The organism is Burkholderia sp. EMB26 (assembly GCF_024730645.1).
GTDB lineage: Bacteria > Pseudomonadota > Gammaproteobacteria > Burkholderiales > Burkholderiaceae > Burkholderia > Burkholderia cenocepacia.
The window spans coordinates 2,580,749-2,595,035 of sequence record NZ_CP078071.1; the positions used below are offsets into that span (position 1 = coordinate 2,580,749).

Annotated in this window: 11 protein-coding genes; 9 read left to right on the forward strand and 2 right to left on the reverse strand. The window is 69.7% G+C overall.

Annotation, left to right across the window (positions count from 1 at the left end):
* Positions 1 to 76 precede the first annotated feature (76 nt).
* The 6 genes from KU887_RS28315 to KU887_RS28340 all read left to right on the forward strand — a co-directional run bounded on the left by KU887_RS28315 (position 77) and on the right by KU887_RS28340 (position 6,148).
* On the forward strand, positions 77 to 796 hold the full coding sequence (locus tag KU887_RS28315; protein WP_258256392.1) for an SDR family oxidoreductase: 720 nt from the start codon (positions 77 to 79) through the stop codon (positions 794 to 796).
* Between the two features lie 136 nt (positions 797 to 932).
* A complete protein-coding gene (locus KU887_RS28320) occupies positions 933 to 2,903 on the forward strand; it encodes an arylsulfatase (protein ID WP_077020833.1) in 1,971 nt (656 codons plus the stop codon).
* Positions 2,904 to 2,919: 16 nt separating this feature from the next.
* Entirely contained in the window at positions 2,920 to 3,969 is a 1,050-nt protein-coding gene (locus KU887_RS28325; protein ID WP_006495704.1) for a formylglycine-generating enzyme family protein, read from the forward strand.
* Positions 3,966 to 4,778: a MetQ/NlpA family lipoprotein gene (locus KU887_RS28330; protein WP_006484322.1), complete on the forward strand. Its 813-nt coding sequence runs from the start codon at positions 3,966 to 3,968 to the stop codon at positions 4,776 to 4,778. Before KU887_RS28325 ends, KU887_RS28330 begins: the two co-directional genes overlap by 4 nt.
* Positions 4,772 to 5,758, forward strand: a complete 987-nt coding sequence (locus tag KU887_RS28335; protein WP_124550829.1) for a YkgJ family cysteine cluster protein — start codon at positions 4,772 to 4,774, stop codon at positions 5,756 to 5,758. Before KU887_RS28330 ends, KU887_RS28335 begins: the two co-directional genes overlap by 7 nt.
* Before the next feature lie 63 nt (positions 5,759 to 5,821).
* The gene (locus KU887_RS28340; RefSeq protein ID WP_006484329.1) at positions 5,822 to 6,148 is read left to right on the forward strand and encodes an antibiotic biosynthesis monooxygenase; all 327 of its coding nucleotides are present in this window, start codon (positions 5,822 to 5,824) and stop codon (positions 6,146 to 6,148) included.
* Between the two features lie 10 nt (positions 6,149 to 6,158).
* Here KU887_RS28340 and KU887_RS28345 read toward each other — a convergent pair whose 3' ends face one another.
* Positions 6,159 to 7,049, reverse strand: a complete 891-nt coding sequence (locus KU887_RS28345) for a hypothetical protein (RefSeq protein WP_258256395.1) — start codon at positions 7,047 to 7,049, stop codon at positions 6,159 to 6,161.
* Positions 7,050 to 7,203: 154 nt separating this feature from the next.
* Entirely contained in the window at positions 7,204 to 8,136 is a 933-nt protein-coding gene (locus KU887_RS28350; RefSeq protein ID WP_006484336.1) for a LysR family transcriptional regulator, read from the reverse strand.
* A 206-nt stretch (positions 8,137 to 8,342) separates the two neighbouring features.
* Between KU887_RS28350 and KU887_RS28355 the strand changes: the two genes are divergently transcribed.
* The 3 genes from KU887_RS28355 to KU887_RS28365 all read left to right on the forward strand — a co-directional run bounded on the left by KU887_RS28355 (position 8,343) and on the right by KU887_RS28365 (position 14,265).
* Complete coding sequence (locus tag KU887_RS28355) at positions 8,343 to 9,116, forward strand: putative hydro-lyase (RefSeq protein ID WP_058902727.1); 774 nt, start codon at positions 8,343 to 8,345, stop codon at positions 9,114 to 9,116.
* Between the two features lie 83 nt (positions 9,117 to 9,199).
* Positions 9,200 to 10,498: an MFS transporter gene (locus KU887_RS28360; protein ID WP_058902728.1), complete on the forward strand. Its 1,299-nt coding sequence runs from the start codon at positions 9,200 to 9,202 to the stop codon at positions 10,496 to 10,498.
* Between the two features lie 128 nt (positions 10,499 to 10,626).
* Positions 10,627 to 14,265 (forward strand): hydantoinase B/oxoprolinase family protein, encoded by a 3,639-nt coding sequence (locus KU887_RS28365; protein WP_258256398.1) that lies wholly within the window; start codon positions 10,627 to 10,629, stop codon positions 14,263 to 14,265.
* Positions 14,266 to 14,287 lie beyond the last annotated feature (22 nt).

The following is a 14,287-nucleotide window of genomic DNA, read 5'->3' on the forward strand; positions in this document are numbered from 1 at the left end:
GCGGAGCACGCGCGCGCCGGGTGACCACAAGGCGCGTTGCGCCATTTCCTCCGGATTCCTTCCCAAGGGCACGCCTATGTCATCCCGCACTTATCTCGTCACCGGCGCATCACGCGGCATCGGCCTCGCGATCAGCACCACGCTCGCCCGACGCGGCCATCGCGTCGTCGGTCTCGCGCGGCACGCGCAGGGCATCGACTTCCCCGGCGAATTGCTCGCGTGCGATCTCGCCGATATCGAGCAGACCGCCGCGACGCTCGTACGGATCGGCGAACGCCACCATGTCGACGGCATCGTCAACAACGCGGGCATCGTGTTGCCGCAACCGCTCGGGAAGATCGATTTCCAGTCGCTGCAGACCGTGTTCGATCTCAACGTGCGGGCCGCGATCCAGGTCACGCAGCATTTTGCCGATGCGATGAAGGCGCGCGGCCACGGGCGCATCGTCAACATCTGCAGCCGCGCGATTTTCGGCAGCCTCGACCGCACCGCGTATTCCGCCGCGAAGAACGCGCTGGTCGGCTGCACGCGCACGTGGGCGCTCGAACTCGCCGAGCACGGCGTGACCGTCAACGCGGTGGCGCCCGGCCCGATCGAGACCGAGCTGTTCCGCCAGACGCGGCCGGTCGGCAGCGAAGCCGAGCGCAAGGTGCTCGCGACGATTCCCGCGCGCCGGCTCGGCACGGCCGACGACGTCGCGGCCGCAACCGCGTTCTTCCTGTCCGACGAAGCCGGTTTCGTCACCGGGCAGGTGCTGGCGGTGGACGGCGGCGGCAGCCTCGGCGGGCGCAGTTGATGCACGGCGGCGCGACGCGTGGCGGACGATACGCGTCGCATATTCCCCCACCCCGTTAGCATGTGACGAATCCGACTTTGGGCGCTGCGCGGGCGACGCTAAGATCGCCGCTCCCGTAGATCGAGCGTCAACAAGAATGAAAAAGTCCGCTTCGCCGTTGCATGCCTTTCGTTTCCGTGTCGTCTGCGCCGCGATTGCCGGCGCGGTGTCGCTCGCATCGTGCGGCGGCGTCGACAGCGATGCGCCGCCGTCGCAGGCCGGCGCCACGCCAGCGCCCACCCCGACCCAGGCCGCGAAGCGCCCGAACATCCTGTACATCATGGCCGACGATCTCGGCTACTCCGACATCCATGCGTTCGGCGGCGAGATCAACACGCCGAACCTCGACGCGCTCGTCGCATCGGGCCGCATCCTGTCGAACCACCACACGGGCACCGTCTGCGCGATCACGCGCGCGATGCTGGTATCGGGCACCGATCACCATCTCGTCGGCGAAGGCACGATGGGCGTGCCGACCGACGAACGGCGCGGGCTGCCCGGCTACGAGGGCTACCTGAACGATCGCGCGCTGTCGTTCGCGCAACTGCTGAAGGACGCCGGCTATCACACGTACATCGCGGGCAAGTGGCACATCGGCTCGGGCATCGTCGGCAGTACGACGGGCAGCGGGCAGACGCCCGACCAGTGGGGCTTCGAGCGCAGCTACGTGCTGCTCGGCGGCGCGGCGACGAACCACTTCGCGCACGAGCCGGCCGGCTCGTCGAACTACACGGAAGACGGCCGCTACGTGCAGCCGGGCCAGCCCGGGCAGCCGGGCGGCGCGGGCGGCAGCCCGGCCGTGTTCTATTCGACCGATTTCTATACGCAGAAGCTGATCTCGTACATCGATGCGAACAAGCAGGACGGCAAGCCGTTCTTCGCGTACGCGGCCTACACGTCGCCGCACTGGCCGCTGCAGGTGCCCGATCCGTGGCTGCACAAATATGCGGGCGTGTACGACGCCGGCTACGATGCGATCCGCAACGCGCGGATCGCGCGGCAGAAGGCGCTCGGCCTGATTCCGGCCGATTTCAAGCCGTTCGACGGGCTGCCCGAGACGACGGTCGCCTCGCCCGCGACCGCGAACAACGGCACGGCCGGCGCGAAGTACGTCAACGCGGTGCATTCGGCCGCGGACGGCTACGGCGACTACGGCCCCGGCAAGGTCGACAAGCTGTGGTCGAGCTTGTCGCCGGCCGAGCGCAAGGCGCAGGCGCGCTACATGGAGATCTACGCGGGGATGGTCGAGAACCTCGACTACAACATCGGCCTGCTGATCCAGCACCTGAAGGACATCGGCGAATACGACAACACGTTCATCATGTTCCAGTCGGACAACGGCGCGGAAGGCTGGCCGATCGATTCCGGCGCCGACCCGACCGCGACCGACACCGCGAACGCACAGGAGCCGACCTATTCGGCGCTGGGTACTGACAACGGCAAGCAGAATGCGCAGCGCCTGCAGTACGGGCTGCGCTGGGCGGAAGTGAGCGCGGCGCCGTTCCGGCTCACGAAGGGCTATTCGGGCGAAGGCGGCGTGTCGACGCCGACGATCGTGCACCTGCCGGGCCAGTCGCAGCCGCTGCCGACGCTGCGCGCGTTCACGCACGTGACCGACAACACGGCGACGTTCCTCGCGGTCGCGGGCGTCACGCCGCCGTCGCAGCCGGCGCCGCCGCTCGTCAACACGCTGACGGGCGTCGACCAGAACAAGGGCAAGGTCGTCTACAACAACCGCTACGTGTATCCGGTCACGGGCCAGTCGCTGCTGCCGGTGCTCACCGGTTCGGCGACGGGCGAAGTGCACACGACGCCGTTTGGCGACGAAGCGTACGGCCGCGCGTATCTGCGCAGCGCCGACGGCCGCTGGAAGGCGCTGTGGACCGAGCCGCCGCTCGGCCCGCTCGACGGCCACTGGCAGCTGTACGACCTCGCGTCGGATCGCGGCGAGACGACCGACGTGTCCGCGCAGAATCCGTCGGTGATCGGCACGCTCGTCGACCAGTGGAAGGCCTACATGAGCAACGTCGGCGGCGTCGAGCCGCTGCGTCCGCGCGGCTACTATTGAGCGCGGGAGCGACACGATGCGGTTCCGCTTCTGGACGATCGGCGCGGCGCTGGCCGCCACGCTGTTCGCCGCCGCGTTCGCGGCCGGCTATGCGAACCCGGCGGCGCCGGCAGGCGGCGCGTTCGACGACCTGAATCGCGGCCGCGCGCTTGCGCCGCTCGGTTCGGAGCGCGAGTGCGAACGCTATTCGGGGCTGCCGTCGAAATGGCGCGACGATCCGAAGGCCGGGATGGTGCACCTGCGCGGCGGCGCGTTCGTGTTCGGCAGCACGCGCGGCTATGCGGACGAGCGTCCGGTCGGCGACGGCCGCACGCGCGTCGGCGGCTTCTGGATCGACCAGACCGACGTGACGATCGCGCAGTTCGCCGCGTTCGTGCAGGCCACCGGCTACGTGACCGAGGCCGAGCAGCAGGGCGGCGCGGCGGTGTTTCATGTGCCGACGCGCGACGAGATGAACGCGCGCGACCTCGCATGGTGGTCGTGGGTGAAGGGCGCGTCGTGGCGGCATCCGCGCGGGCCCGGCAGCGACGTGACGGGGCTCGGCAACCTGCCGGTGACGCTCGTCACGCAGCGCGATGCGCTCGCGTATGCGCACTGGCTCGGCCGCGATTTGCCGACCGAGGCCGAATGGGAATACGCGGGCAAGGCCGGCCGCGACGACGCATCGCTCGATGCGGCGCCGCGCGATGCGCAGGGCAAGCCGGCCGCGAACTACTGGCAGGGCGCGTTTCCGGTGCTCGACTCGGCCGAGGATGGCCACGCGGGATTGGCGCCCGTCGGCTGCTATGCGGCGAACGGTTTTCGCCTCTACGACATGATCGGCAATGCGTGGGAATGGACGAAGGACGCGTACACGGGCCCGCATCAATCGCACACGAACGGCGACACGGCGGCCGTCGCACCGCCGACGCGCCGGCACGATACGCCGATGGTGATCAAGGGCGGTTCGTTCCTGTGCTCGCGCGATTACTGCGTGCGCTATCGCGCATCGTCGCGCGAACAGCAGGAAGCCGATCTCGGCGCGTCGCATATCGGGTTTCGCACGATCCTGAGGGACGCGTCATGACGGCGGGCATCGGGCGATTCGTGTCGGCGTGGCTGCTGGCGGCATGCGGCATCGCGCATCATGGTGCGGCGATGGCTGCCGACGCCACTGCACCGGCCGTGCGCGTCGGCGTCACGCGCGGCGTGCATGCGCAGATCCTCGACGAAGTGAAGCGGGTGGCTGCCGCGCGCGGGCTCGGTGTCGACGTCGTCGAATTCGACGATGCGTCGCGCATCGACACGGCGCTGGCCGACGGGCGGATCGACGCGGCCAGTTTCGAGGATGCGCAACAGCTGGCCGCGACTCGCGCACGCCAGCGCGTCGCGCTGACCGAAGTCGCGCCGACCGTCACGCTGCCGATGGCCTTCTATTCGCGCAAGCTGAAGAACCTGAACGAACTGCAACCCGGCGCGACGGTCGCGCTCCCCGCCGATCGGCGCGGGATGGCGCGCGCGCTCGTGCTGCTGCAGAACGACACGCTGGTCACGCTGCGCGAAAAAGCCGGTCTGCATGCGACGCTGCGCGACGTCACCGGCAACCGGCTCGGGCTGAAATTCGTCGCGCTGCGCCGCGACCGCCTTTACGCGGCGCTCGACACGGCCGCGTTCGTCGCGATCGACAGCGACGACGCGGCCCGCTTCGGGCTGCAGCCCGCGCGCGACAGCATCAGCCTGGAGGATGCGCGCTCGCCGTATGCGAACGTGCTGACGGTGCGCGACGCGGATCGCGCGAAGCCGTGGGTCGCACAGCTCGTCGCCGCGTATCACTCGGACGACGTCGCGCGCTTCATCCTCACGCGCTACCAGGATTCGGTGCGGCGGCCGTGGTAGACACCTACCAGCTCGCGTGCAACGCGTGCGGACGGTGCTGCAACAGCGCGCCGACGCTGTCGTTGCGCGAACTGTTCCGGCATCGGCATCGCTTCGTCGGCGCATTGACGCTCCGCCGCGTGCCGAAGCGGCGAACGGGCGAACGCTGGCAGGCAGGCGGGCGCGAGCAGACGCTCGATGCGGACGACGTCGCGGCCGCCGATGCGCTGGCGGACCGGCTGTTCCATCGCGGCGGCGGCATGAACGGCGAATGGCTCGCGCTGACGCTGCAAGGCTACGACTATCCGTCGCTGGGCCGCTGCGCGGCGCTCGCCGACGACGGCCGCTGCGGCGTGCACGCGAACAAGCCGTCGATCTGCCGCGCGGTGCCGCTCGATCCGGCGCTGCCCGACCGGTTGCAGGCCCGCGTGCTCGCGGCGCGGCGCGACGATGCGGCGTGGCTGGGCGCGAACTGTATCGTCGAAGCGGGGCACGTGCGGTCTGCCGATGAATCGGTGTTCTCGATTCCGCTGGTGACGGCCGGACAGGTCGCGGACCGTGCGGCGCTCGACGCGCATCGCGCTGCGCTCGTGTTCGAGCGCGCGGTGTGGCGCGACGCCGTGTTCGCGTCGTTGACCGATGGCGGGCAGGACGTGCGTCATGCGCTGTCGCGGCTTGCGCCGGGCGGCTACCTGACCGTGTCGATCGTGCCGGTCCTGCTGGCCGTCGCGCCGGTTTCCGCGCATTGCCGCGCGCTGTGCATCGACTTCATCGACGCCCAGCTCGCGTTGATCGGCGCGAACATCGAAGCGGCGCTCGTGCGCCGGCAGGCGGCCGACCGGCCCGCGACGCACGAATTGCGCGGCTTCGCGCAGGCGCTGGATCGGGCGCGACGGGCGCTCGCGGCCATGCCCGCATCCGCGGTTGGAACGCGTGACGATGCGCCACGCATCGACGCATGGCTCGACGATCGCGTCGACGCCGATCCGCTCGCCGCGTGACGATCGCGGCACGCCGCGCGTGCCTTACACTTGGCGCTCTTTCACTCGTTCGGATGGAGCGGCATGTACGCGTCGACCTTCATTTTTCGTGCCGGGCAGTACGACGACGAATTCCACCGGCTCGACCGGCAGATCGCCGACATGGCGCGTGCGACGCCCGGCTATCTCGGCGAGGAAACGTGGGAGAACGCGGAGGCGGGCCTGATTCAGAACGTCTACTACTGGGAATCCGAGGCGGCGCTGCGGCAGTTGATCCAGCATCCCGCGCATCTCGAAGCCAAGGCGAAGCAGGCGCGCTGGCTGGACGGGTATCGCGTCGTGATTTCGCAGGTGCTTCGCGAGTATGGCGACGGCAAGCTGACGCCGCCGCATGCAGGGGCGTCAGCGTAAGCGTTGCCGGTCAGGCCGCTGCGCCGGCTTCTCCCGGCGCGGCCGGCTCGTTCGCCCTGCGCTCCCAGATCGGGAACGTCGCGTTCTGGATCGACGTCTGCGCGTCGATGACCTTGCGGTGATCGATGCCGGGCAGGTCGAGCAGCCGGTCGATCGCCGCCTTCGCGCCTTCTGCATCCTGCGGGAAGGCGCAGGCGAATTGCTGGTTCGTCTCGAACAGAATCCACCAGACATCCGACGCGAACGGCCCCTGGTCGTTGGTCTCGATCACGATCGCGCCGAGGTCGGACAGCGCGATGCCGCGCATCGCCCCGGTGCCGTCGGTCGCTTCGATGCGCGTGTCGGTTGCCGCTACGGTCCAGCCGTTTTGTCGGGTCGGCGATCGCGCGGCATTCGATCGGGCCGTGCTGCCGGCGACTGCGCCAGTGCCGGTGCCAGTGCCGGTCGGCGCGGCCCCATCCGCGGCACCGGCCGCAACGCTCGGCGCCACGCCATCCTGCCGTTCGCGTCCGCCGATCCACGGCAGCGCGGCGGCGCCCACCATCGCCGCGATCCATAAGTAGTACCCGGCCCCGAACGTGCGGATCGTTTCGTAGTTCGCATCGGTCGGGATCGTATGCCACCCGAGCGCAAAGACCACGACCCCGGCCAGCAGTGCGGACACGGTACGGCTTGGCCTGAGCAGCGCGACGACGAGCAACGGGTTGCCGAGCCACGCGAATTGCAGGTCGAGGATCGCGAGCCCGCCGAGCGCGAGCACCGTGTAGCCGTGCCACCAGCTCACCGCGCCGGCCGCATTCGGCGGTTCGGCCGCGACGGGCAGCAGCAGCGACGCGATGTACGACGCGACGATCACGACACGCGCGAGGTTCAGGCGGGGCGAAGCGGAGCGAATCTGCATGTTGCCTTCTCGTTGTGCACGATCATGCGAAGCGACGAATGGCGGATGGCCGGGCCGTCATTCACGATGCGCGGGCCGACGTGGCGACGCGCCGAACGCGATTGTGGGCGATTCGCGCGGCGATGTCGAACGTGCGTCGTCCTCCGCTGCGCCGTCACAGCGCTTCGACCAGCAACCGCGTGCTCTTCTCGCAATACTCGTGACATGCCGCGCGCGCGGCGATCGACGCACCGTGCACGAACCTGGGCGCGTCGGCCCGCCGCGACATCGACACGACGATCGACGGCGGCGACGGCTGCAGCGGCAACTCGACGACTTCGCCGCGCTCGATCAGCGCATCGACGAACAGCACCGGAATCGCGGCGACGCCGAAACCGTCGCGCACCAGCTGCACGATCACCGAGATCGACGGCGATCCGGTGATGCGCGTCTCCGACAGCGGCACGCCATGCGCGTGCGCGAGCGTGCGGACGATGTCTTCCAGTGCGCGATGGGGCGCGGTGCCGCGCCCGTAGGTGAGGATCGGCTGGCGCAGCACCTGCCGCGCGAGGCCGGTGCGCGTGTTCGGCAGCAGCCCGGCGCGGGCGATCCAGCGTACCGGGTAGTTCGCGAGCGCGTCGCACACGACCGACGCTTCGTCGCTGCCTTCCACGCGGATGATCAGGTCGAGTTCTCCCGCCATCAGCCGGCGCTGCAGCACGACGCTGACGTCGACGGTCAGATCGATCTCGAGCTGCGGATAGTCGGCCGCGAGCCGCCGCATGTAGTGCGGCAGCCAGCTGTGCACGACCGTCTCGATCACGCCGAGCCGCAGCTTGCCGCGCAGCGCGCTTTCGCCGGACGCGGCGGCCTGCAGTTCCTGCGTCGCCTCGACCACGGCTTTCGCATAACCGAGCAGGTATTCGCCGTTCGGCGTGAGCCGGAACGCGCGGCTGTCGCGATCGACGAGTACCGTCTGCAGTTCGTCCTCGAGCGCCTTCAGGCGCTGCGAGATCGCGGCCGGCGTCGCATGCAGCGCCGCCGCGGTCGTGCGGAAGTTGCGCAGCTTCGCGAGCGTGACGAAGGTTTCGAGAAAACGTGTGTTCATGGCGGTCGGGCGAGGCAGTGGATGCGCAGCTTGCCGGCGACGAAAAGTGAACGGGACCGGGGAAAACCCGCAGATCCGTTAAGAAATTCTATACAGCAGGCGCAAAAAAACTCGTTGGCGACAAAATTTTTTCCTTTCTATTCTTCGCCATATCCGATGACACACCACCGTCATCCCCACGCCATCCCGATCTGCGACCGACCATCATGACGCCTTCCGAATTCCGCCAGTCCGTGCGCCGCGGCGCGTTCCGCGGCCCGACCGCCGGCCATTGCGGCCCGTTTGCCCAGGCGAACCTGGCGATCCTGCCCGACGCGTACGCGCACGATTTCCTGCGCTTCTGCCAGGCGAACCCGAAGGCCTGCCCGCTGCTGGGCGTCGGCGAACCGGGCGCGTTCCGGATCGCCGCGCTCGGCGAGGATCTCGACATTCGCACCGACGTGCCGAGCTACAACGTCTACAGGGACGGCCGGCTGACCGAGCGCGTCGAGTCGCTCGAAGCGCTGTGGCAAGACGATTTCGTCGTATTTGCGATCGGCTGCTCGTTCTCGTTCGAGGACATGCTGGCCCGCGAAGGGATCGGGCTGCGCCACGTCGAGGAGGGGCGCAACGTGCCGATGTACCGCACGTCGATCGCGAACCGCCGCGCGGGGATCTTCGGCGGCCAGCTGGTCGTGTCGATGCGGCCGCTGCGCGGCGCCGACGCGATCCGCGCGGTGCAGATCACGAGCCGGTTCCCGGGCGTGCACGGCGCGCCGATCCATATCGGCCACCCGCGGGAACTGGGCATCGACGACTTGAACGCGCCCGAATTCGGCGACGCGGTGACGATCCGCGACGGCGAGCTGCCGGTGTTCTGGGCGTGCGGCGTGACGCCGCAAACCGCGCTGATGGACGCGAAGCTGCCGATCGCGATCGCGCATACGCCCGGCCACATGCTGATAACCGACATCACGAACGCATCGCTGGCCGTGTTCTGACCGGCCGGCCACCCCGTACGCGACATACCGCGACATACCGCACCACAAGCCATTTGACGGCGCATCACGACAGGAGCACCACCATGGAAAGCAAGACCCTCGCGGCGCCCGCCGCCGAGCCCGCGAGCCGCGAGCGCAACGGCCTGTTCTCGTGGTACGCGGATGCGCAGCCGCGCGAGCGCCGCGCATTCTGGAGCTGCAAGGTTGGCTACATGCTCGACGGGATGGACACGCAGATGCTGTCGTTCGTGATCCCGACGCTCGTCGCGACCTGGGGCATCTCGCTCGCCGACGCGGGCTTCATCGGCACGATCACGCTGCTCGCGTCGGCGCTCGGCGGCTGGATCGCCGGCATCCTGTCCGACCGGATCGGCCGCGTGCGCACGCTGCAGCTGACGGTGCTGTGGTTCGCGGTGTTCACCGCGCTGTGCGGGCTCGCGCAGAACTACCACCAGCTGGTCGCGGCGCGCGCGCTGATGGGCTTCGGCTTCGGCGGCGAATGGACGGCCGGCGCGGTGCTGATCGGCGAAGTGATCCGCGCGCGCGACCGCGGCAGGGCGGTCGGCCTCGTGCAGTCGGGCTGGGCGATCGGCTGGGGGCTGTGCGCGCTGCTGTATGCGCTGCTGTTCTCGGTGCTGCCGGCCGAGCAGGCGTGGCGCGCGCTGTTCCTGGTCGGGCTCGCGCCCGCGCTGCTGGTCGTCGCGATCCGCCGCTACGTGAAGGAGCCGGACGTCTACGAGAAGGAGAAGGCCGCGCAGGCGAAGGTGGCCGACGCGCCGCGCCTCACCGAGATCTTCGCGCCGAAGCTGATCACGACGACGCTGCGCGCGGCATTGCTGACGACCGGCGCGCAGGGCGGCTACTACGCGATCACGACGTGGCTGCCGACCTTCCTGAAGACCGAACGGCACCTCACGGTGATGGGTACCGGCGGCTATCTCGCGATGATCATCTTCGGCTCGTGGGTCGGCTACCTGACGAGCGCGTACCTGACCGACCGCCTCGGCCGCAAGCCGAACTTCATCCTGTTCGCGGTCGGCTCGATGGTGATCGCCTTCGCGTACACGTCGCTGAACCTGACCAACGCGTCGATGCTGTGGCTCGGCTTTCCGCTCGGCTTCTTCGCATCGGGCATCTTCTCGGGGATGGGCGCGTTCCTCACCGAGCTGTTCCCGACCCGCGTGCGCGGCTCCGGCCAGGGTTTCTGCTACAACGTGGGCCGCGCGATCGGTGCGCTGTTCCCGTTCCTGATCGGCGCGCTGTCCAAGCAATACGGGCTCGGCATGAGCATCGGCATCTTCGCGGTCGCCGCCTACGGCGTGGTGATCGTCGCCGCGCTGACGCTGCCCGAGACCCGCGGCCGCGAACTCGACGCCGCCTGACCGACGGCAGCGGCGGGGCGGCCCGCCCCGCGTGTTTCTTCCCCCTTCATCGACCCCGTGACACGGCGCGCGACGCGCGCCGTGCGGCGGCGTTCGTCCCTCGATTCAACGACGCATCGACCGACACCATGACTGACCGACACCTTTCCTCCGTTCCCTCCGACGCCGCGCGCTGGCAATTCTGGATCGACCGCGGCGGCACGTTCACCGACATCGTCGCGCGGCGGCCCGACGGCACGCTCGTCACGCACAAGCTGCTGTCGGAGAACCCCGAGCAGTATCGCGACGCGGCCGTGGCCGGCATCCGCCACCTGCTCGGCCTCGCGGCCGGCGAGCCGATCACGCCCGCGCAGGTCGACATGGTGAAGATGGGCACGACGGTCGCGACCAACGCGCTGCTCGAACGCAAGGGCGAGCGCACCGCGCTGGCCACGACGCGCGGCTTTCGCGACGTGCTGCGCATCGCGTACCAGAACCGGCCGCGCCTGTTCGATCTCGACATCGTGCTGCCCGACGCGCTGTACGAGACGGTCGTCGAGATCGACGAGCGCGTCGGCGCGCATGGCGACGTGGTCGTGCCGCTCGATGTTCAGGGTGCCGAAGCGTCGTTGCGCCGCGTGTTCGACAGCGGCGTGCGTGCGCTCGCGATCGTGCTGATCCACGGCTACCGCCATACCGCGCACGAACGGATGCTGGCCGAGCTCGCGCGCCGCATCGGCTTCACGCAGGTGTCGGTGTCGCACGAGGTGTCGCCGCTGATGAAGATGGTGTCGCGCGGCGATACGACCGTGGTCGACGCGTACCTGTCGCCGATCCTGCGCCGCTACGTCGAGCAGGTCGCGCACGAGATGCCGGGCGTGAACCTGCAGTTCATGCAGAGCAGCGGCGGCCTCACGCGCGCCGATGCGTTCCAGGGCAAGGACGCGATCCTGTCGGGCCCGGCCGGCGGCATCGTCGGGATGGTGCGCGCGGCGCGCGCGGCCGGCTTCGAGCAGGTGATCGGTTTCGACATGGGCGGCACGTCGACCGACGTGTCGCACTACAACGGCGAATTCGAGCGCGAGTTCGAGACGCAGGTGGCCGGCGTGCGGATGCGCGCGCCGATGATGAGCATCCACACGGTCGCGGCCGGCGGCGGCTCGGTGCTCGGCTTCGACGGCGCGCGGCTGCGCGTCGGCCCCGAATCGGCCGGCGCGAACCCGGGGCCGGCCGCGTACCGGCGCGGCGGCCCGCTGACGGTGACCGACTGCAACGTGATGCTCGGCAAGATCCAGCCCGATCATTTCCCGCGCGTGTTCGGCCCGCATGCGGACCAGCCGCTCGACCGCGACGGCGTGGTCGCGAAGTTCGCGGCGCTCGCCGATGAAATCCACGCGGCGACCGGCCGGCGCGAGACGCCCGAGGCGCTCGCCGAAGGCTTCCTGGAAATCGCGATCGGTAGCATGGCGAACGCGATCAAGAAGATTTCCGTGCAGCGCGGCCACGACGTGTCGCGCTACGTGCTGACGACGTTCGGCGGCGCGGGCGGCCAGCACGCGTGCGGCGTGGCCGATGCGCTCGGGATGACGCAGGTGTTCGCGCATCCGCTCGCGGGCGTCCTGTCCGCATACGGGATGGGGCTGGCCGACCAGACCGCGATGCGCGAGCGCGCGGTGGAAGCCGTGTTGTCCGACGCATCGCTGCCGGCGCTGAACGCGGCGCTCGACCGGCTCGCCGACGAGGCCATCGGCGCACTGCTCGAACAGGGCGTGGCGCCGGAGCGGATCGCGACCGAGCGGCGCGTGCACCTGCGCTACCAGGGCACCGATTCGGCGCTCGACGTGCCGGCCGGCAGCGTCGCCGCGATGCAGCAGGCGTTCGAGGCCGCGTACCGGCAGCGCTACGCATTCCTGATGCCCGGCACGCCGCTGGTGGCCGAACTGGCGTCGGTCGAGGCGATCGGCCGCTCGGACGCGCCGGTCGACATCGCGCCGCTCGCGCCGCGCGAGGCGGGCGCGGCGCCGCAAGCGCACGCGGCCGTGCGCTTTTATTCCGGCGGCCGGTGGCACGACGCGGCGCTGGTCGTGCGCGACACGCTGCGCGCCGGCGACGCGATCGACGGCCCGGCGATCGTCGCGGAGCAGAACGGCACGACCGTCGTCGAGCCCGGCTGGCGCGCAGCGATGACCGCGCAGGGCAACCTCGTGCTGACGCGCACGACGCCGCTGCCGACGGGCCGCTCGCTCGGCACCGACGCCGACCCGGTGCGGCTCGAGATCTTCAACAACCTGTTCATGTCGATCGCCGAGCAGATGGGGCTGCGGCTGCAGAACACCGCGTACTCGGTGAACATCAAGGAGCGGCTCGACTTCTCGTGCGCGATCTTCGATGGCGACGGCAACCTGATCGCGAACGCGCCGCACATGCCCGTGCACCTCGGCTCGATGGGCGAAAGCATCCGCACGGTGATCGAGCGCAACCGCGGCCGCATGCGCGACGGCGACGTGTTCATGCTGAACGACCCGTATCACGGCGGCACGCACCTGCCGGACGTGACGGTCATCACGCCGGTGTTCGCGGACGGCTCGGACGCGCCGCTGTTCTACGTCGGCTCGCGCGGCCACCACGCGGACATCGGCGGCACGACGCCGGGCTCGATGCCGCCCGATTCGACCCATATCGACGAGGAAGGCGTGCTGATCGACAACTGGCAGCTCGTGTCGGCCGGCGTGCTGCGCGACGCCGAGACGCGCGCGCTGCTGGCATCCGGCCGCTACCCGGCGCGCAACGTCGAGCAGAACATGGCCGACCTGCGCGCGCAGGTCGCCGCGAACCAGAAGGGCGTCGACGAACTGCGCCGGATGGTCGCGCAGTTCGGCCGCGACGTCGTGCTCGCGTTCATGGGGCACGTGCAGGACAACGCGGAAGAAGCGGTGCGGCGCGTGATCGGCGCGCTGCAGGACGGCGCGTACCGCTATCCGCTCGACAACGGCGCGGAGATTCGCGTCGCGATCCGCGTCGATCGCGCGGCGCGGCGTGCGGAGATCGATTTCACCGGCACGTCCGCGCAGCTCGGCAACAATTTCAACGCGCCGAAGGCCGTCTGCATGGCCGCGGTGCTGTACGTGTTCCGCACGCTGGTCGGCGACGACATTCCGCTGAACGCCGGCTGCCTGAAGCCGCTGACCGTGATCGTGCCGGCCCGCTCGATGCTCAATCCCGAGTATCCGGCGGCCGTCGTCTCGGGCAACGTCGAGACGTCGTCGGCGATTACCAACGCGCTGTACGGCGCGCTCGGCTGCGTCGCGTCGAGCCAGGGAACGATGAACAACTTCACATTCGGTAACCATCAGTACCAGTACTACGAGACGATCGCCGGCGGTAGCGGCGCGGGCAACGGCTTCGCGGGCGTCGGCGCGGTGCAGACGCACATGACGAACTCGCGGCTCACCGATCCGGAGGTGCTCGAATGGCGCTATCCGGTGCGGCTCGATTCGCACCGGATCCGCGCCGGCTCGGGCGGTGTCGGGCGCTGGCGCGGCGGCGACGGCGCAGTGCGACGGATCCGCTTCCTGGAGCCGATGACCGCGTCGATCCTGTCGAACAACCGGATCCACGCGCCGTTCGGCGCGGCGGGCGGCGAAGCCGGCGCGCTCGGCCGCAACACGATCGAGCGGGCGGACGGCACGGTCGAGGTGCTCGATCACATCGGTCGCGCGCAGATGGCGCCGGGCGACGTGTTCGTCGTCGAAACGCCGGGCGGCGGCGGTTACGGCGCGGCCGGCTGAGCCGCGTACCCGGCGCCCGGCG

Excerpts from the sequence above, each read along its gene's own strand:
- KU887_RS28315 (WP_258256392.1), top strand. The coding sequence starts at position 77 with ATGTCATCCCGCACTTATCTCGTCACCGGCGCATCACGCGGCATCGGC.
- KU887_RS28350 (WP_006484336.1), bottom strand. The coding sequence starts at position 8,136 with ATGAACACACGTTTTCTCGAAACCTTCGTCACGCTCGCGAAGCTGCGC.
- KU887_RS28320 (WP_077020833.1), top strand. The coding sequence starts at position 933 with ATGAAAAAGTCCGCTTCGCCGTTGCATGCCTTTCGTTTCCGTGTCGTC.
- KU887_RS28345 (WP_258256395.1), bottom strand. The coding sequence starts at position 7,049 with ATGCAGATTCGCTCCGCTTCGCCCCGCCTGAACCTCGCGCGTGTCGTG.
- KU887_RS28340 (WP_006484329.1), top strand. The coding sequence starts at position 5,822 with ATGTACGCGTCGACCTTCATTTTTCGTGCCGGGCAGTACGACGACGAA.
- KU887_RS28360 (WP_058902728.1), top strand. The coding sequence starts at position 9,200 with ATGGAAAGCAAGACCCTCGCGGCGCCCGCCGCCGAGCCCGCGAGCCGC.
- KU887_RS28325 (WP_006495704.1), top strand. The coding sequence starts at position 2,920 with ATGCGGTTCCGCTTCTGGACGATCGGCGCGGCGCTGGCCGCCACGCTG.
- KU887_RS28355 (WP_058902727.1), top strand. The coding sequence starts at position 8,343 with ATGACGCCTTCCGAATTCCGCCAGTCCGTGCGCCGCGGCGCGTTCCGC.
- KU887_RS28330 (WP_006484322.1), top strand. The coding sequence starts at position 3,966 with ATGACGGCGGGCATCGGGCGATTCGTGTCGGCGTGGCTGCTGGCGGCA.
- KU887_RS28365 (WP_258256398.1), top strand. The coding sequence starts at position 10,627 with ATGACTGACCGACACCTTTCCTCCGTTCCCTCCGACGCCGCGCGCTGG.